The 17,321-nt window shown below is 57.8% G+C and carries 16 protein-coding genes; 9 read left to right on the top strand and 7 right to left on the bottom strand.

The annotated features are described in order from the left end of the window. Positions 1–48 precede the first annotated feature (48 nt). Positions 49–603 carry a GNAT family N-acetyltransferase gene (locus HBA26_RS13925; protein WP_028013845.1) on the bottom strand — a complete coding sequence of 185 codons (555 nt, stop codon included), beginning with the start codon at positions 601–603 and terminating at the stop codon, positions 49–51. A gap of 112 nt (positions 604–715) precedes the next feature. Next, the gene (dld, locus tag HBA26_RS13920; RefSeq protein ID WP_126345336.1) at positions 716–2,464 is read right to left on the bottom strand and encodes a D-lactate dehydrogenase; all 1,749 of its coding nucleotides are present in this window, start codon (positions 2,462–2,464) and stop codon (positions 716–718) included. Positions 2,465–2,653: 189 nt separating this feature from the next. On the opposite strand from dld, the gene bglX reads away from it, so the two are divergent. The 5 genes from bglX to HBA26_RS13895 all read left to right on the top strand — a co-directional run bounded on the left by bglX (position 2,654) and on the right by HBA26_RS13895 (position 8,849). Then, the gene (bglX, locus tag HBA26_RS13915) at positions 2,654–4,951 is read left to right on the top strand and encodes a beta-glucosidase BglX (RefSeq protein ID WP_126345335.1); all 2,298 of its coding nucleotides are present in this window, start codon (positions 2,654–2,656) and stop codon (positions 4,949–4,951) included. A 146-nt stretch (positions 4,952–5,097) separates the two neighbouring features. Beyond that, positions 5,098–6,015, top strand: coding sequence for an ABC transporter substrate-binding protein (locus HBA26_RS13910; protein WP_041909045.1), 918 nt, complete (start codon positions 5,098–5,100; stop codon positions 6,013–6,015). A 12-nt stretch (positions 6,016–6,027) separates the two neighbouring features. After that, positions 6,028–7,185, top strand: coding sequence for an ABC transporter permease (locus HBA26_RS13905; RefSeq protein WP_047367953.1), 1,158 nt, complete (start codon positions 6,028–6,030; stop codon positions 7,183–7,185). Beyond that, positions 7,178–8,128 carry an ABC transporter ATP-binding protein gene (locus HBA26_RS13900; RefSeq protein ID WP_126345334.1) on the top strand — a complete coding sequence of 317 codons (951 nt, stop codon included), beginning with the start codon at positions 7,178–7,180 and terminating at the stop codon, positions 8,126–8,128. The genes HBA26_RS13905 and HBA26_RS13900 overlap by 8 nt, the downstream gene beginning before the upstream one ends. Next, entirely contained in the window at positions 8,112–8,849 is a 738-nt protein-coding gene (locus HBA26_RS13895; RefSeq protein ID WP_126345333.1) for an ABC transporter permease, read from the top strand. Before HBA26_RS13900 ends, HBA26_RS13895 begins: the two co-directional genes overlap by 17 nt. Here HBA26_RS13895 and HBA26_RS13890 read toward each other — a convergent pair. Continuing rightward, positions 8,824–8,937: a protein YohO gene (locus HBA26_RS13890; RefSeq protein ID WP_008500895.1), complete on the bottom strand. Its 114-nt coding sequence runs from the start codon at positions 8,935–8,937 to the stop codon at positions 8,824–8,826. The genes HBA26_RS13895 and HBA26_RS13890 overlap by 26 nt on opposite strands. Positions 8,938–9,006: 69 nt before the next feature. Beyond that, positions 9,007–9,747, bottom strand: a complete 741-nt coding sequence (gene mlrA, locus HBA26_RS13885) for an HTH-type transcriptional regulator MlrA (RefSeq protein WP_028013838.1) — start codon at positions 9,745–9,747, stop codon at positions 9,007–9,009. A 218-nt stretch (positions 9,748–9,965) separates the two neighbouring features. On the opposite strand from mlrA, the gene HBA26_RS13880 reads away from it, so the two are divergent. Genes HBA26_RS13880 through HBA26_RS13870 form a run of 3 tightly spaced genes read left to right on the top strand, consistent with a single transcriptional unit; the run spans position 9,966 to position 12,881 of the window. Continuing rightward, positions 9,966–11,651 (top strand): sensor histidine kinase, encoded by a 1,686-nt coding sequence (locus HBA26_RS13880; RefSeq protein WP_059354110.1) that lies wholly within the window; start codon positions 9,966–9,968, stop codon positions 11,649–11,651. Beyond that, the gene (gene btsR, locus HBA26_RS13875; protein ID WP_023312443.1) at positions 11,645–12,364 is read left to right on the top strand and encodes a two-component system response regulator BtsR; all 720 of its coding nucleotides are present in this window, start codon (positions 11,645–11,647) and stop codon (positions 12,362–12,364) included. Before HBA26_RS13880 ends, btsR begins: the two co-directional genes overlap by 7 nt. A 46-nt stretch (positions 12,365–12,410) precedes the next feature. Beyond that, the gene (locus HBA26_RS13870; RefSeq protein WP_045259745.1) at positions 12,411–12,881 is read left to right on the top strand and encodes a DUF1456 family protein; all 471 of its coding nucleotides are present in this window, start codon (positions 12,411–12,413) and stop codon (positions 12,879–12,881) included. 31 nt (positions 12,882–12,912) lie between these two features. On the opposite strand, the gene metG is transcribed toward HBA26_RS13870, so the two are convergent. Further along, positions 12,913–14,946 carry a methionine--tRNA ligase gene (metG, locus tag HBA26_RS13865; protein ID WP_047363114.1) on the bottom strand — a complete coding sequence of 678 codons (2,034 nt, stop codon included), beginning with the start codon at positions 14,944–14,946 and terminating at the stop codon, positions 12,913–12,915. Positions 14,947–15,083: 137 nt separating this feature from the next. Here metG and apbC point away from each other — a divergent pair, with 137 nt between their 5' ends. Beyond that, on the top strand, positions 15,084–16,193 hold the full coding sequence (gene apbC / locus HBA26_RS13860; protein WP_028013834.1) for an iron-sulfur cluster carrier protein ApbC: 1,110 nt from the start codon (positions 15,084–15,086) through the stop codon (positions 16,191–16,193). Positions 16,194–16,286: 93 nt separating this feature from the next. On the opposite strand, the gene HBA26_RS13855 is transcribed toward apbC, so the two are convergent. Then, positions 16,287–16,766, bottom strand: coding sequence for a GNAT family N-acetyltransferase (locus HBA26_RS13855; RefSeq protein ID WP_045259769.1), 480 nt, complete (start codon positions 16,764–16,766; stop codon positions 16,287–16,289). Further along, the gene (locus tag HBA26_RS13850; RefSeq protein WP_008500887.1) at positions 16,717–17,049 is read right to left on the bottom strand and encodes an RcnB family protein; all 333 of its coding nucleotides are present in this window, start codon (positions 17,047–17,049) and stop codon (positions 16,717–16,719) included. The genes HBA26_RS13855 and HBA26_RS13850 overlap by 50 nt, the downstream gene beginning before the upstream one ends. Positions 17,050–17,321: the final 272 nt, after the last annotated feature.

The following is a 17,321-nucleotide window of genomic DNA, read 5'->3' as shown; positions in this document are numbered from 1 at the left end:
GAGAGGGAGAAAACACTAAAAACGGTAACCCAGGTTACCGTTTTACGTTTATTCCGGCAGCGTCCAGTCACCGTCATTGAGCGGGCGCTGCATTATCACCGTATCCCGCCAGTCGCCTTTCTTATACCCCACGCTGCGAAGCTGACCGACAATCTCAAAGCCGTGTTTTTTATGCAGCCGTAACGAGCCGGAATTATTATTGCCATCTCCGACAACGGCAATCATCTGCCGCCACGGGCCCTGCTCGCAGCGCGCGATCAGCGCGTTCATTAATGCGGTGCCAAAACCGCGTCCGGTGATGCTGGCATCCACGTAAATCGACTCTTCCAGAGTATAGCGATAGGCCTGACGCGGTCGATAAGGGGTGGCGTAACAATAGCCCACCACGATGCCGCGATAGAGCGCGATGAGCCACGGTAAACCGTTCTCGGCCACGCTTTTCATGCGTTGACGCATTTCGTCGATGGTGGGGGGGACTTCTTCGAATGACGCGCGTCCGTGAAGCACATGCCAGGCATAGATGGCGGCGATGGCATGCACATCATCGGGAAGGGCGTCGCGCACTTCCAGTTCGGTTTCGGATAAAACATCAACAGCCGACATGATGCGCCTGCTCCTCGTTATAGAATGCCGGAGAAACATTTCTCCGGCGACAGACCGCTACTCTATTACGATTAAGGCGCGCGAAACAATCTCTCAAATTTGGCTGTAAGGTTTAATCAGACGCTTGCGTTATGCGCTGCTCCGCGTCTGCACTCTCTTTCCAGTATTTCTTCCGCGTTGTTTTCCCGATTCCGGGGTTCATGCTGTTTGTAGGGTCATTCTCGCGATAAAACTGCTTAAGGGCGTCAGGGGCTTTATAAAGATGCCCAACGTTGTGTTCCGCAGGATATTGTGCGCCACGCTCGCGCAGCAGGGCGAGCATCTGCTCCTTCAGTTCATGAGCATCTACCCCTTTTTTGACGATGTAGTCCTGATGGAAGACGTAGCACATAAAGTGGCCGTAATAGAGCTTATGCACCAGCTTGCTGTCGATTTCCGGCGGTAGATGCTCAAACCATTCGGTGTCGTTGCGTCGCAGGGCGATATCCAGCGCCAGAATATCTTCCACCTCTTCGGAATGCACCGCCTGGTAACGGATAGCGGCACCCGCCGCGGCGAAGCGGTGCAGGAAGGCTTTGCTGCCTTCTTCCGGCGTGCAGGCAAAGAAATCACCCTCAGCGGTCCTGAAGAACTCGGTCAGCCAGCTCTGCGCTTCGGCGATCCCGTCCCCGGCCATTTTCAGCAGCAGGTGATGTTCGTACTTATCACGCCAGGTTTTCATTCGCTCTGGCAGATGCGCAGGGAAAACGTTGCCCAGCTTCTGCATAAAGCGGTCGGTAAAGTGGGGCTTGAACAGCGGCACTTTCTCCAGCATCGCGTCGGTGCGGCCCTTCATGGTGAAGAAGAACGGCATTTTGTCGGTGCCAAGCTTATCGATCATCAGGAAGGTGTCTTTCCCGTAGCGCTCCGCGATGTCGTAAATATCCCGATGCATGTACTCGCCCGCCACCGGCAGGTGGGTGAATTCGCCCAGAATATGGCGACGAATTTCGGTCAGGACCTCAGGCTGATTGGTGCCGATGTAAAATACCTGCTGCTTTTTCTCTGCCGGGAAGGTGTCGAGACGCACCGCAAAAACCGCCAGCTTGCCCGCGCAGCCGGACGATTCAAACAGGCGATCCGGATCGGCGTTGTAGCGCGCCGGGGTATCGGCCTCGATATCGCGTACGCGGGTGATGTAATCGTGGTCGTGCGCGTGGCGACCATCGTGCTGCACGTCTTCGTCCCTCACGCGGTCGTCGTCGAGCTTGCTGAGGATCTGTTCCGGCGTTACGCCCAGATCGATGCCCAGGTGGTTCACCAGCGTCAGCTTGCCGTTTTCATCAATGCGGGCAAAAAGTGACATTTCGGTGTAGGCCGGGCCGCGCTGGACCAGCGAACCGCCGGAGTTATTGCAGATCCCACCGACCACCGAGGCGCCAATGCAGGAGGAGCCGATCACCGAGTGCGGCTCGCGGCCCAGCGGCTTAAGCGCTTTTTCCAGCGAGTAGAGCGTGGTGCCCGGGAACGCGAGCACCTGCTCGCCTTTGTCCAGCAGATGCAGCTTGTCGAGGCGCAGAGTGCTGATAATCACGATATCGCGATCGTAATCGTTGCCGTTTGGCGTGGAACCTTCGGTCAGGCCGGTGTTGGCCGCCTGCATTAAAATAATCTTGTCCGCCGCAACGCAGGCGCTCAGCACGCGCCACAGCTCCAGCAGCGTGCCGGGGAAGACCACCGCCAGCGCGTCGCCCTGGCCGGAGCGGAAACCCTTACGGTAGCGGGCGGTTTTGGCCGGGTCGGTAAGCAGGTGAGAGGAGCCAACCAGGCGCGACAGTTCGTTAATAAAGGTATTGTTATCGTCAGTTCGAACAGAAGTCATCTTCCACTCCTTGTGGTGGGGCAAATTTCTCGCTGTAAAGCATAGCGCGATTAATTGTTCAGCGGTCGAGTATTCACGAGAAAAATCAGAGAATAACCCTGCAACGTTCAGAGGGTTTATGGCACACTGCGCTTTTCGCACGGTCTGGCCGGGTGCTTCCCACGGTTATTGATGAGAGAGAATAACAACATGAAATGGCTATGTTCTGTAGGTGTCGCCGTCAGCCTGGCGCTGCAACCTGCGCTGGCAGAGGATTTGTTTGGTAATCACCCGCTCACGCCTGAAGCCCGCGACGCGTTTGTCACGGAGTTGCTTAAGAAGATGACGGTCGATGAAAAAATCGGCCAGCTGCGTCTGATCAGCGTTGGCCCGGATAACCCGAAAGAGGCCATCCGCGAGATGATCAAAGAGAACCAGGTGGGCGCGATTTTTAACACCGTCACCCGCCAGGATATCCGCGCCATGCAAGATCAGGTAATGCAGCTCAGCCGCCTGAAAATCCCGCTGTTCTTCGCCTATGACGTGGTGCACGGCCAGCGCACCGTCTTCCCGATCAGCCTCGGCTTAGCCTCCTCGTTTAACCTCGACGCGGTGAAAACCGTCGGGCGCGTGTCGGCCTATGAAGCGGCGGACGACGGCCTGAACATGACCTGGGCACCGATGGTGGACGTCTCGCGCGATCCGCGCTGGGGCCGCGCCTCGGAAGGCTTCGGTGAAGACACCTATTTAACGGCCACGATGGGCAAAACCATGGTGGAAGCGATGCAGGGCAAGAGCCCGGCGGACCGCTACTCGGTGATGACCAGCGTTAAACACTTCGCGGCCTACGGCGCCGTGGAAGGCGGTAAAGAGTACAACACCGTCGACATGAGCCCGCAGCGCCTGTTTAACGACTACATGCCTCCGTACAAGGCAGGGCTGGATGCGGGCAGCGGCGCAGTGATGGTGGCGCTGAACTCGCTGAACGGCACGCCTGCGACCTCCGATTCCTGGCTGCTGAAAGACGTGCTGCGCGACCAGTGGGGCTTTAAGGGCATCACTGTTTCCGACCACGGCGCGATTAAAGAGCTGATCAAGCACGGCACGGCGTCCGATCCGGAAGACGCGGTGCGCGTGGCGCTCAAGTCCGGCATCAACATGAGCATGAGCGACGAGTACTACAGCAAATACCTGCCGGGGCTGGTGAAGAGCGGCAAGGTAACGATGGCGGAGCTGGACGATGCCGCGCGCCACGTGCTGAACGTGAAATATGACATGGGGCTGTTTAACGATCCGTACAGCCACCTGGGGCCGAAAGATTCTGACCCGGCGGATACCAACGCCGAAAGCCGCCTGCACCGTAAAGAGGCGCGTGAAGTGGCGCGCGAAAGCCTGGTGCTGCTGAAGAACCGCCTCGACACGCTGCCGCTGAAAAAATCCGGCACTATTGCTGTGGTCGGCCCGCTGGCTGACAGCAAGCGCGACGTGATGGGGAGCTGGTCTGCTGCGGGCGTGGCCGATCAGTCCGTTACCGTCCTGACCGGCATCAAGAGCGCCGTCGGTGAAAACGCCAAAGTGGTGTATGCCAAAGGGGCGAACGTCACCGACGATAAAGACATCGTCACCTTCCTCAACCAGTACGAGGAAGCGGTGAAGGTCGATCCGCGCACGCCGAAGGAGATGATCGACGAAGCGGTCAACGCGGCGAAGCAGTCTGACGTCGTTGTCGCGGTCGTGGGGGAAGCGCAGGGTATGGCGCACGAAGCCTCCAGCCGTACCGACATCACCATCCCGCAGAGCCAGCGCGATCTGATCGCCGCCCTGAAAGCGACCGGCAAGCCGCTTGTGCTAGTGCTGATGAACGGTCGTCCGCTGGCGCTGGTGAAAGAGGACCAGCAGGCTGACGCCATTCTGGAAACCTGGTTCGCCGGCACCGAAGGCGGTAACGCCATCGCCGACGTATTGTTTGGCGATTACAACCCGTCGGGCAAGCTGCCGATGTCCTTCCCGCGCTCCGTCGGGCAGATCCCGGTTTACTACAGCCACCTGAACACCGGTCGCCCGTACAACGCCGACAAGCCGAACAAATACACGTCTCGTTATTTTGACGAAGCTAACGGCCCGCTCTACCCGTTTGGTTATGGCCTGAGCTACACCACCTTCAGGGTCTCTGAGGTGAAAATGTCGGCGCCAAGCCTGAAGCGCGACGGCAAGGTCACCGCCAGCATCGAGGTGACCAACACTGGCAAGCGTGAAGGGGCAACGGTGATTCAGATGTACGTGCAGGATGTCACCGCCTCGATGAGCCGTCCTGTGAAGCAGCTGCGCGGCTTTGAGAAGGTCAATCTCAAGCCTGGCGAAACCAAAACCATCAGCTTCCCGATTGACGTGGATGCGCTGAAGTTCTGGAACCAGCAGATGAAATATGATGCGGAACCGGGCAAGTTTAACGTCTTTATCGGGGTGGATTCCGCCCGCGTAAATAAAGGCGAGTTCGAGCTGCTGTAACCTTTCCCTCCTTTGCATCCCCCGTTCATCGGGGGATGCGTCTTACCTTATGCTAAAAAGGCATTTTGCCGGGTAAATCCGCCGTTTTAAGCTACGCTTTTCTCTCAAGCCTCTGAAAAAGGCAGCAAAAAAATGAGGATAGCGGAATGACGATTAAATCGGGGATGGTAGTTTCTGCGGCGCTACTCGCGGCGCTAAGCCTGCCGTTACAGGCGGCGGAGCCGGTAAAAGTGGGCTCAAAGATCGATACCGAGGGCGCGCTGCTCGGGAATATTATTCTCCAGGTGCTGGAAAGCCACGGCGTGAAAACCGTCAATAAAGTTCAGCTGGGCACCACGCCCGTCGTGCGCGGCGCGATTACCTCCGGCGAGCTGGATATCTATCCTGAATATACCGGCAACGGCGCGTTCTTCTTTAAAGAAGAGAACGATCCAGCATGGAAAAACGCCAAAGCTGGCTATGAAAAAGTCAAAAAACTCGACGCGGAACAGAACAAGCTGGTCTGGCTGACCCCGGCCCCGGCCAACAATACCTGGACTATCGCCGTGCGTAAGGACGTGGCGGAGAAAGGGAAGCTCACCTCGCTTGCGGATCTCAGCCGCTACCTGAAAGAGAAGGGCGACTTCAAGCTCGCGGCGTCCGCGGAGTTTATCGAGCGTCCCGACGCGCTCCCTGCATTCGAAAAAGCGTACGACTTCAAGCTCGACCAGGCGCAGCTGCTCTCGCTGGCGGGCGGAGATACGGCGGTAACTATTAAGGCGGCGGCGCAGCAAACCTCCGGCGTTAACGCGGCGATGGCCTACGGCACCGACGGCCCGGTCGCGGCACTGGGCCTGCAAACCCTGACCGATCCAAAAGGCGTTCAGCCGATTTACGCTCCTACCCCGGTTGTGCGTGAGGCGGTGCTGAAAGCCTACCCGGATATTGCTGAATGGCTCAAACCGGTCTTCGAAAAGCTGGATGAAAAAACGCTGCAACAGCTGAATGCCAGCATTGCCGTCGAGGGACTGGATGCCAAAAAAGTGGCCGCCGACTTCCTGAAACAACAAGGGCTTGTGAAGTAACGGGAAAGGGCTGTGCCAATAAAATGTCATAACCGCGTACTGCTGCTGTTGGCCTGCGTGGCCATCGCGGCGGTCGCGTTACCGTTTGTGAACGTCGCGCCTAACCGCCTGATGTCGGGGGAAGGGCGTGCTCTCTGGGACGTATGGTCGTTCACGCCGTGGTGGCTGGCGGCTGCGCTGGCCGCGTGGGTTGCACTGTCGCTCTGGCAAGGGCGAACGGCGCAGTGGCTGACGCTGCTGCTCTCGGAAGGTCTCTTTATCACGCTGTTCTGGAGCGCGGGGCTGGCGGCAACGCATATGGCCTCGGCGGAAAGTCCGCTGGCGAGAACCACGCCAGGCAGCGGCCTGTGGCTCTGGCTGGCTTTGTGTTTACTGGCCAGCAGCGATGCGATTCGTCGTCTCATCGCCAGTTCTGTCTGGCGCTGGGTGCTTAATGCGCAGATATGGTCTATTCCGCTGCTGTTATTGTTCAGTGGTGAACTGAACAACCTCTCGCTGTTAAAAGAGTACGCCAACCGTCAGGAGGTGTTTGATGATGCCCTGGCGCAACATCTGACGATCCTTTTCGGCACGCTGATCCCGGCGCTGCTGATCGGGATACCGCTCGGCATGTGGTGTTATCGTCATCCCTCACGTCAGGGTAGCATCTTTGCTGTACTCAACGTCATCCAGACCATTCCCTCCGTTGCGCTGTTTGGCCTGCTGATTGCCCCTCTGGCCGGGCTGGTGAAGTCGTTTCCCGCGCTGGGCGCGGTGGGTATCGCCGGAACGGGGTTAACGCCCGCGCTGATTGCGCTGGTGCTGTACGCGCTGCTCCCGCTGGTGCGCGGCGTAGTCGCGGGCTTAAGCCAGGTTGCGCCGGATGTGCTGGAAAGCGCCCATGCGATGGGGATGAGCGCGCGACAGTGTTTCTGGAAGATACAGCTCCCGCTGGCGCTGCCCCTGCTGCTGCGCAGCTTGCGGGTGGTGGCAGTTCAGACCGTTGGCATGGCGGTGATTGCCGCGCTGATTGGAGCGGGCGGCTTTGGCGCGCTGGTGTTCCAGGGGCTGCTGAGCAGCGCCCTCGATCTGGTGTTGTTAGGCGTAGTCCCTACCATTGCGCTGGCGGTTGTCGTCGACGCCCTGTTTGCCTTATGGCTCGCGCTGCTCAGGAGAAGAGCCAATGATTGAATTTCATGATGTGAGTAAAACCTTTGCCGGCCGCCCGGCGGCAAGCCATCTGAACCTGAACTTTGCCGAGGGGGCATTTTCCGTGCTGATTGGCACTTCGGGCTCGGGAAAATCCACCACGCTGAAGATGATCAACCGGCTGGTGGAGCATGACAGCGGGCTGATTCGCTTTGCCGGGGAAGAGATCCGCAGCCTGCCGGTGCTGGAGCTGCGCCGCCGAATGGGCTATGCCATTCAGTCTATCGGCCTGTTTCCGCACTGGACGGTGGCACAGAACATCGCCACCGTGCTGCAGCTGGAGAAATGGTCGCGGGCTAAAATCGCTGACCGCGTTGATGAACTGATGTCTCTGCTGGGGCTGGAGCCCGCGTTGCGTGAGCGCTATCCTCACCAGCTCTCCGGTGGGCAACAGCAGCGCGTGGGCGTGGCGCGCGCGCTGGCGGCTAACCCGCAGGTGCTGCTGATGGATGAACCCTTTGGCGCGCTGGATCCCGTTACGCGCGGGGCGCTGCAAACGGAGATGACCCGCATTCACCGCATTCTTGGTCGAACCATCGTCCTCGTGACGCACGATATAGATGAAGCCCTGCGCCTGGCCGACCATCTGGTGCTGATGGACCACGGCGAGGTGGTGCAGCAGGGCGCGCCGCTTGCGCTGCTGACCAGCCCGAAGAATGACTTTGTGCGCGAGTTTTTTGGACGCAGCGAGCTGGGCGTCAGGCTGCTCTCCCTGCGGACGGTCGGAGACTATATGCGTCGGGAGAATGCACCGTCCGGCGGGGAACCGCTACAGGAGCAGATGAGCCTGCGGGATGCCCTCTCCGCGTTTGTCGCGCGCCGGTGCGAAGTCCTGCCCGTGGCGGATGTCCGGGGTGCGCCGTGCGGCAGCCTGCATTTTCGCGATCTGCTGGCCGGGGAGGTGACGCGTGAAGGCACTGCGTGATCCGCTCCTCTGGCTGGTAGCGCTCTTTGTCGCCTTACTGTTTCTGATGCCTCACAGCGCGGCGCTGTTTAACACTCTTTTTCCGGGGCTACCGCGGCCAGTGTATCAGCAGGAGAGCTTTATTAACCTTGCCCTGGCGCATCTCTGGCTGGTGGCGCTCTCAAGCGTCATCGCGGTGGTGCTGGGAGTAGGGGCGGGCATCGCGGTCACGCGACCTGCGGGCCGGGAGTTTCGTCCGCTGGTGGAGACGGTTGCGGCCATTGGACAGACGTTTCCGCCGGTGGCGGTGCTGGCGATAGCGGTGCCGGTTATGGGTTTTGGTCAGCAGCCCGCGATTATTGCGCTGATTCTGTACGGCGTGTTGCCCGTTCTGCAGGGTACTCTGGCGGGCGTTGCGACGGTCCCGGCGTCTGTTTTAAGCGTGGCGGAAGGGATGGGGATGAGCCGCTGGCAGCGGCTGCGCAAGGTAGAACTGCCGCTTGCGGCACCGGTTATTATTGCCGGGATCCGCACGTCGGTGATCATTAACATCGGGACGGCGACCATTGCGTCTACGGTCGGTGCCAATACGCTGGGAACGCCGATCATCATCGGCTTAAGCGGGTTTAATACGGCTTATATTGTGCAGGGGGCGGTGCTGGTCGCGCTGGCGGCCATCGTTGTCGATCGCCTTTTTGAGCGGCTGGCGCTGTACCTCAGCCGACACCGCCACGAACGATAAACGAGTATCCTGCAAGCATCACCCCGCCGATACCGCTTACGGCCATCAGGACAAAAAGGGTAATAATGGCGAGTTTAGTTGCCTTCATCATGTGCTCCTGTTGTTAACGGAACAATTATACGGTGAAGCGCAGCTGTTAATGAACCATTAAATGCCGTTATGGCTCATCCGGGCCAAGGGAATAAACCGGATAACCATGCTCACGCCACTCCGTCAGCAGCTGTTGCTGCGTGGCGGACGGCACTTCGCCACACCAGACCAGCAGGGTCTGGCCGTCGAAAAACTCGGGTTTGAGCTGCCCCAGCGAGTGCGCAAGGACATCCACGCGCCAGCCCTTTTGGGTGGCGATCCACGCTTCCAGCCACAGACGGGTGGTATCGTGCACGTTCCAGCCGACCACCAGCGCATCTTTTCCTGCCTTGTTCTTCGCCGAGGCAAGACAGACGGCGATATAGTTGATCAGCACCCCGTCAAGCATGCTGAGCAGCGCCTGCAGGGTAGACTGTTGGCACTGCAGGCGCCGACGGAGCGGAATGAAAAGATGGGTGATAAGCGTTTTCGCCGGATAATCGCGACCCTGCTCTTTGATCCAGGCGCGCAGTCGCTGCAGATTACCCGCCTGCAGGAGCCGCAGCAGCGTTTCCTGCTGCTCGCGCCAGAGGCGTTGCGTGTCCGGGTCGTCGTGGCTCAGCAGGGACTTCACTTTCCCGACCTGCACCCCGTTGTCGATCCAGCTTTTGATTTCGCGGATCCGGTCGATATCGGCATCGTTGAAAAGGCGATGACCACCGTCCGTCCTCTGCGGTTTGAGCAATCCATACCGTCGCTGCCACGCCCGTAGGGTAACGGGATTGATATCACAAAGGAGTGCCACTTCACCGATTGTGTAAAGCGCCATATTTGCCCCCTGGCTTACGCGTCCCCAGCTTAACTGTAGACCCACTTTGCCGAACCAGGAAGAGTTGATTAATTTTTAAACAAATGATGCGAACCATGCACGATGTGCAGAAAAAGATGTGATAACGGACACGATTTTGCGCTTTTTTGGGGCGCTTCAAAGAAAGTTCAGCCGCATCCGTGTATGTTACGCGTTTTTTAGCGTGTGCGGTTTTGAGTATGTACGAGTTTAACCTGGTGCTGCTGTTGCTTCAGCAGATGTGCGTGTTTCTGGTCATTGCCTGGCTGATGAGCAAAACGCGTCTTTTCATTCCGCTGATGCAGGTCACCGTACGCCTGCCGCACAAGCTGCTCTGCTACGTCACCTTCTCTATTTTTTGCATCATGGGGACCTACTTCGGCCTCCACATCGAAGACTCTATTGCTAATACGCGCGCCATCGGCGCGGTGATGGGCGGGCTGCTGGGCGGCCCGGTCGTCGGTGGTCTTGTCGGTTTAACTGGTGGGCTGCATCGCTATTCCATGGGCGGGATGACGGCGCTCAGCTGCATGATCTCGACGATCGTCGAAGGGCTGCTTGGTGGCCTGGTGCACAGCTATATGATTAAGCGCGGTCGCCCGGACAAGGTGTTTAGCCCGCTTACCGCCGGGGCCATTACATTTGTGGCTGAAATGGCGCAGATGGCGATCATTCTGCTGATTGCCCGCCCGTTTGAGGATGCGCTGCACCTGGTCAGCAGTATTGCCGCCCCGATGATGGTGACCAACACCGTCGGCGCGGCGCTGTTTATGCGTATTCTGCTCGACAAGCGCGCCATGTTTGAGAAGTACACCTCGGCCTTTTCCGCCACGGCGCTGAAGGTTGCCGCCTCGACCGAAGGGATCCTGCGCCAGGGGTTTAACGAAGAGAACAGCATGAAGGTCGCGCAGGTACTTTATAAAGAGCTGGATATCGGTGCGGTGGCCATTACCGATCGCGAAAAGCTGCTGGCGTTTACCGGCACCGGAGACGATCACCACCTGCCGGGCAAACCGATCTCGTCGACCTATACGCTGCGCGCCATTGAAACCGGCGAAGTAGTGTATGCCGACGGTAACGAAGTGCCTTACCGCTGCTCGCTGCATCCGCAGTGCAAGCTGGGCTCCACGCTCGTCATTCCGCTGCGCGGGGAAAATCAGCGGGTGATGGGCACCATCAAGCTGTATGAGGCGAAAAACCGTCTGTTCAGCTCCATCAACCGCACGCTGGGGGAAGGGATCGCCCAGCTTCTTTCCGCGCAAATTCTTGCGGGGCAATATGAACGGCAGAAAGCCCTGCTGACGCAGTCTGAAATTAAGCTGCTGCATGCCCAGGTCAATCCGCATTTCCTGTTTAATGCCCTCAACACGCTAAAAGCGGTGATCCGCCGCGACAGCGATCAGGCCGCGCAGCTGGTGCAGTTTTTGTCGACCTTTTTCCGTAAAAACCTGAAGCGCCCGTCAGAGATCGTTACCCTCGCCGACGAAATTGAGCACGTGAATGCCTATCTGCAAATTGAGCAGGCGCGGTTTCAGTCCCGCCTGCAGGTGTCGCTCTCCGTTCCGGACGAGCTGGCGTATCAGCATCTTCCGGCCTTTACCCTGCAGCCTATTGTGGAGAACGCCATCAAGCACGGTACCTCGCAGCTGCTGGGGACAGGGGAAATAACCATTGCCGCCAGCCGTTTTAACCACCATCTGGTGCTGGATATTGAAGATAACGCCGGGCTGTACCAGCCTTCCGCTTCGGGCGGATTAGGGATGAGCCTGGTGGATAAACGTCTGCGCGCCCATTTTGGCGACGACTGTGGCATTACCGTCGCCTGCGAGCCTGACCGTTTTACCCGTATTACCGTTCGACTGCCGCTGGAGGAAAACGCATGTTAAGAGTGCTGATCGTGGATGACGAGCCGCTGGCACGGGAAAACCTGCGCGTTCTGCTGCAGGAGCAGCCAGACATTGAGATTGTGGGGGAGTGCGCCAACGCCATTGAGGCCATCGGTGCGGTGCACAAGCTGCGCCCGGACGTGCTGTTCCTCGACATTCAGATGCCGCGCATCAGCGGGCTGGAGATGGTCGGCATGCTCGACCCGGCGCATCGTCCCTACATCGTGTTTCTGACGGCGTTCGACGAATATGCCGTTAAGGCTTTTGAGGAGCACGCGTTCGATTATTTACTCAAGCCGATTGAAGAGAAGCGGCTGGAAAAAACGCTCACCCGCTTACGCCAGGAGCGAACCGTCCAGGACGTCACGCTGCTGCCGGAGAACCAGCAGCCGCTGAAATTTATCCCCTGCACCGGGCACAGCCGGATTTATCTGCTGCAAATGGATGATGTGGCGTTTGTCAGCAGCCGCCTGAGCGGGGTGTTTGTCACCAGCGCGGAAGGGAACGAAGGGTTTACCGAGCTGACCCTGCGCACGCTGGAGAGCCGCACGCCGCTGATTCGCTGTCACCGTCAGTATCTGGTGAACATGGCACACCTGAAGGAGATCCGTCTGGAAGATAACGGCCAGGCCGAGCTGGTGCTGCGCGCCGGGCAGACCGTCCCCGTCAGCCGCCGCTATCTGAAAAGTTTGAAAGAGGCGATTGGCCTGTAAAACTGGTACACTGCGCGCCATTGCATCATCGACATTCGAAGGCTCTATGCTAAGTAACGATATTCTTCGTAGCCTGCGCTACACCCTGAAAGCAAACAATAACGACATGGTGCGCATTCTTGCGCTGTCCGACATGGAATCCACGTCTGCAAATTTTGATACCTGGATGACCAAAGAGGACGAAGAGGGCTTCGTCCGCTGCCCGGACATCATTCTGTCGGGTTTTCTGAACGGGCTGATTTACGATAAGCGTGGAAAAGATGACTCCGCGCCCGAGCTGGCGCTGGAGCGTCGCGTGAACAACAACACGGTGCTGAAAAAGCTGCGTATCGCCTTCTCGCTGAAAACGGACGATATCCAGGCGATCATGACCGAGCAGAAATACCGCGTGTCGATGCCGGAAATTACTGCCATGATGCGCGCGCCGGACCACAAAAATTACCGCGAGTGCGGCGACCAGTTTCTGCGTAATTTCCTGCGCGGGCTGACCCATCGGGTGCATCACCCGAAACCATAAAAAAAGCCGGAGATTATCTCCGGCTTTTTTGTTATTTCACCTGCTGGCCCGGCTTCGCGCCTTCGTCTGGGCTTAACAGGAAGATATCCTTCCCGCCAGGGCCTGCTGCCATCACCATCCCCTCGGAAATGCCGAAGCGCATTTTGCGCGGCGCCAGGTTAGCGACCATCACGGTTTGACGGCCGATCAGCACCTGCGGGTCCGGGTAGGCAGAACGGATGCCGGAGAAGACGTTGCGCTTCTCGCCGCCGAGATCCAGCGTCAGGCGCAGCAGCTTGTCAGAGCCTTCCACGAATTCTGCGTTTTCAATCAGCGCCACGCGCAGGTCGACCTTAGCGAAATCATCAAAGGTGATGGTTTCCTGAATCGGATCGTCCGCCAGCGGGCCGGTTACCGGTGCTGCAGCCGCTTTCACCTCTTCTTTAGAGGCTTCGACCAGCGCTTCAACCTGCTTCATCTCGATGCGGTTATACAGCGCCTTAAAGGTGTTCACCTTGTGGCCGAGCAGCGGCTGCGCCATTGCATCCCAGGTCAGTTCGGTGTTCAGGAACGCTTCAGCGCGGGCTGCCAGCTGCGGCAGAACCGGCTTCAGGTACGTCATCAGCACGCGGAACAGGTTGATGCCCATGGAGCAGATGGCCTGCAGATCGGCATCGCGGCCTTCCTGTTTAGCGACAACCCACGGCGCCTGCTCGTCCACATAGCGGTTAGCCAGGTCAGCCAGCGCCATGATTTCACGCACTGCTTTACCGAACTCGCGCGTTTCCCAGGCTTCGCCAATGGTGGCTGCCGCGTCGGTGAAGGTTTGGTACAGGGCAGGGTCCGCCAGCTCAGCGGCCATTACGCCGTCAAAGCGCTTGGCGATAAAGCCCGCGTTGCGGGACGCCAGGTTCACCACCTTGTTGACGATGTCTGCGTTCACGCGCTGCACGAAATCTTCCAGGTTCAGGTCGATATCGTCGATGCGGGAAGAGAGCTTCGCGGTGTAGTAGTAGCGCAGGCTGTCCGCGTCGAAGTGGTTCAGCCAGGTGCTGGCCTTGATGAACGTCCCGCGGGACTTGGACATCTTGGCGCCGTTCACCGTGACGTAGCCGTGTACGAACAGGTTGGTCGGCTTGCGGAAGTTGCTGCCTTCCAGCATGGCCGGCCAGAACAGGCTGTGGAAGTAAACGATGTCTTTGCCGATGAAGTGGTACAGCTCAGCGGTAGAGTCTTTCTTCCAGTATTCGTCGAAGCTGACGGCGTCGCCACGCTTGTCGCACAGGTTCTTGAAGGAGCCCATGTAGCCGATTGGCGCATCCAGCCAGACGTAGAAATATTTGCCCGGCGCATTCGGGATTTCGAAGCCAAAGTACGGCGCATCGCGGGAGATATCCCACTGCTGCAGGCCGGATTCGAACCACTCCTGCATCTTGTTCGCCACCTGCTCCTGCAGCGCGCCACTGCGGGTCCACGCCTGCAGCATTTCGCTGAAGGACGGCAGGTCGAAGAAGAAGTGCTCGGAATCACGCATCACAGGTGTGGCGCCGGATACCACGGATTTGGGCTCAATCAGTTCGGTCGGGCTGTAGGTCGCGCCGCAGACTTCGCAGTTATCGCCGTACTGATCCGGGGATTTACATTTTGGACAGGTGCCTTTGACGAAACGGTCCGGCAGGAACATGCCTTTTTCCGGATCGTACAGCTGAGAGATAGTACGGTTTTTGATGAAACCGTTCTCTTTCAGACGGGTGTAGATCAGCTCCGACAGCTCGCGGTTTTCGTCGCTGTGCGTGGAGTGATAGTTGTCATAGCTGATGTCAAAGCCAGCAAAATCGGTCTGATGCTCCTGACTCATTTCGGCAATCATCTGCTCCGGGGAAATCCCCAGCTGCTGCGCTTTCAGCATGATCGGCGTGCCGTGGGCATCGTCCGCACAGATGAAGTTAACCTCGTGGCCGCGCATTCGCTGGTAACGGACCCAGACATCAGCCTGGATATGCTCCAGCATGTGGCCGAGGTGGATTGAGCCGTTGGCGTACGGCAGGGCGCACGTTACCAGAATTTTTTTCGCGACTTGAGTCATAGTAGGCATTACTTCTTTTAACTGTGAAAAGGGTTTTCGATATTACCAAAAGGGGCATTATTAAGTAAGCACAAACCACGGCCTTTCAGGTAAACTTGTTTGTCTAAGGTCTTATTCACAAGAACAAAGGAGTCGGGATGAGTTCTCAATCCCAGGCCAAATCACCGGAAGCCTTACGAGCAATGGTCGCCGGGACGCTGGCTAACTTTCAGCATCCAACCCTGAAACATAACCTCACTACGCTGAAAGCGTTGCACCACGTCGCGTGGCTGGACGATACGCTGCACGTTGAAGTGCAGATGCCGTTCGTCTGGACCAGCGCCTTTGACGCGCTGAAAGAGCAGACCAGCGCCGAGCTGCTGCGCATTACCGGTGCGAAAGCGATTGACTGGAAGCTGAGCCACAGCATCGCCACGCTGAAGCGTGTGAAAAATCAGCCGGGCGTCAATGGGGTGAAAAACATCATCGCCGTGAGTTCAGGTAAGGGTGGGGTGGGTAAATCCTCTACCGCCGTCAACCTCGCGCTCGCGCTGGCGGCGGAAGGGGCAAAGGTCGGTATTCTAGATGCCGATATCTACGGTCCGTCTATTCCAAACATGCTGGGTGCGGAAAATCAGCGTCCAACCTCGCCGGACGGCACGCATATGGCGCCGATCGTGGCGCACGGTCTGGCGACCAACTCCATCGGTTACCTGGTGACCGACGATAACGCCATGGTCTGGCGCGGCCCGATGGCCAGCAAAGCGCTGCTGCAGATGCTGCAGGAAACGATGTGGCCGGATCTGGATTATCTGGTGCTGGACATGCCGCCGGGCACCGGTGACATTCAGCTGACGCTGGCGCAGAACATCCCGGTAACGGGGGCCGTTGTGGTCACCACGCCGCAGGATATTGCGCTGATCGACGCCAAAAAAGGCATCGTGATGTTTGAGAAAGTGGAAGTGCCGGTGCTCGGCATCGTCGAGAACATGAGCATGCACATCTGCAGCAACTGCGGACACCATGAGCCTATCTTTGGTACGGGTGGGGCGGAAAAACTGGCAGCGCAGTATCACACCCAACTGCTGGGGCAGATGCCGCTGCATATTTCCTTGCGTGAAGATCTGGACAGCGGGAAGCCGACGGTCGTCAGCCGTCCGGACAGCGAGTTCGCTGAGATGTATCGCCAACTGGCGGGGCGCGTTGCGGCGCAGCTGTACTGGCAGGGTGAAGTGATCCCGGGTGAAATCGCCTTCCGCGCGGTGTAATTCCTCAGCGCTGGATTGCCGGGTGGCGGTTTCGCCTTACCCGGCCTACGAAATACGATTTTGTAGGTCAGGTAAGCGAAGCACCACCTGACTTTACCCAAGCCGGTAATGCATAAGATAGTACTCTCCCTCAGGAGAATTCCCCGTCGCCTCAATGTGCCAGCCGTGCCGCTGGTAAAACGTAATAGCCCGCGCATTCTTCACCAGACACTTGAGTGAGCCCGTGCTGGTAAACGTCTTCTGTACGTGCTCAAGCAACACATGTCCGACGCCCAGGCTCTGATACTGCGGGTCGACAAACAGGTTGTGCAGAAAATTATCGTTCGTCCAGACTGAGGCGAAGCCAAGACGGTGCCCATCCTGCTCCGCCACCCAAATCTCTTCGTCCAGGGTTGCCGCGTCAAAATCTTCAAGCTGCCACGCAGAACTGTCCAGCCACGGCCAGGCTTCACGCCGGGCGTGGAGGTAGAGCGTACGCAGGAAAGGGCGGTCGCTCTCCTGCCACGGACGGATTACGATCGTATCAGCGATGATAGAAAATATCTCCATTGTAGGCTTTGTAGATTTTGCCATCTGCATCGCCAATCAGGACGTAGTTTTCGCCCATGTAGGTCCAGTGGGTACCGGCATCCGGTGCCGGAAGGTTACGCAGCTGGTACTGTTTAATGGTGTACTCCGGCGTTTGATACTGCGCCGGTGCCGTATCGCCGATTTTAAACTTCGTGAAATCGGCGATGAACTCTTGTTCTTCATAGGCCTTGATGCCCGATGGCGCAGCGGCGGTTTGCGGGGCAGAAAACGCGGAGCCCGCCAGAGACAGTAATACACCCAGAAGCAGCAATTTACGCTTAGCCATTTTTTCTCCAGTGATATTGTTTCAGAGACTTTCGTCTGCAGGGCACCCAGCACAAGACAGACGGTCTATTTTAAGTATCAAAGCATGATGCGTTTGATAAAAAATGTAACAAAAGTGGAGGGGTTTGGGTAGTCGATAACGGTGTTGCTCATCATTGCGGTGAATGTTGATTGTGCGGAATATTTGTTATTTTTATTATTTTATTAATCTATTCTGAAAATAAGTTTATACGTCAAAATAGCACCGTTAAGCGAATGCTTTCGTAAGGGATA

The sequence above is a fragment of the Enterobacter sp. 725m/11 genome, assembly GCF_011683705.1.
GTDB lineage: Bacteria > Pseudomonadota > Gammaproteobacteria > Enterobacterales > Enterobacteriaceae > Enterobacter > Enterobacter bugandensis.
Note: the sequence above shows the minus strand (reverse complement) of the source record. Positions and strands in the feature narration are given on the sequence as shown.

Coding starts and splice junctions, on each gene's coding strand:
- HBA26_RS13925 (WP_028013845.1), bottom strand. CDS start 603: ATGTCGGCTGTTGATGTTTTATCCGAAACCGAACTGGAAGTGCGCGAC.
- dld (WP_126345336.1), bottom strand. CDS start 2,464: ATGACTTCTGTTCGAACTGACGATAACAATACCTTTATTAACGAACTG.
- bglX (WP_126345335.1), top strand. CDS start 2,654: ATGAAATGGCTATGTTCTGTAGGTGTCGCCGTCAGCCTGGCGCTGCAA.
- HBA26_RS13910 (WP_041909045.1), top strand. CDS start 5,098: ATGACGATTAAATCGGGGATGGTAGTTTCTGCGGCGCTACTCGCGGCG.
- HBA26_RS13900 (WP_126345334.1), top strand. CDS start 7,178: ATGATTGAATTTCATGATGTGAGTAAAACCTTTGCCGGCCGCCCGGCG.
- HBA26_RS13890 (WP_008500895.1), bottom strand. CDS start 8,937: ATGAAGGCAACTAAACTCGCCATTATTACCCTTTTTGTCCTGATGGCC.
- mlrA (WP_028013838.1), bottom strand. CDS start 9,747: ATGGCGCTTTACACAATCGGTGAAGTGGCACTCCTTTGTGATATCAAT.
- HBA26_RS13880 (WP_059354110.1), top strand. CDS start 9,966: ATGTACGAGTTTAACCTGGTGCTGCTGTTGCTTCAGCAGATGTGCGTG.
- btsR (WP_023312443.1), top strand. CDS start 11,645: ATGTTAAGAGTGCTGATCGTGGATGACGAGCCGCTGGCACGGGAAAAC.
- HBA26_RS13870 (WP_045259745.1), top strand. CDS start 12,411: ATGCTAAGTAACGATATTCTTCGTAGCCTGCGCTACACCCTGAAAGCA.
- metG (WP_047363114.1), bottom strand. CDS start 14,946: ATGACTCAAGTCGCGAAAAAAATTCTGGTAACGTGCGCCCTGCCGTAC.
- apbC (WP_028013834.1), top strand. CDS start 15,084: ATGAGTTCTCAATCCCAGGCCAAATCACCGGAAGCCTTACGAGCAATG.
- HBA26_RS13855 (WP_045259769.1), bottom strand. CDS start 16,766: ATGGCAAAATCTACAAAGCCTACAATGGAGATATTTTCTATCATCGCT.
- HBA26_RS13850 (WP_008500887.1), bottom strand. CDS start 17,049: ATGGCTAAGCGTAAATTGCTGCTTCTGGGTGTATTACTGTCTCTGGCG.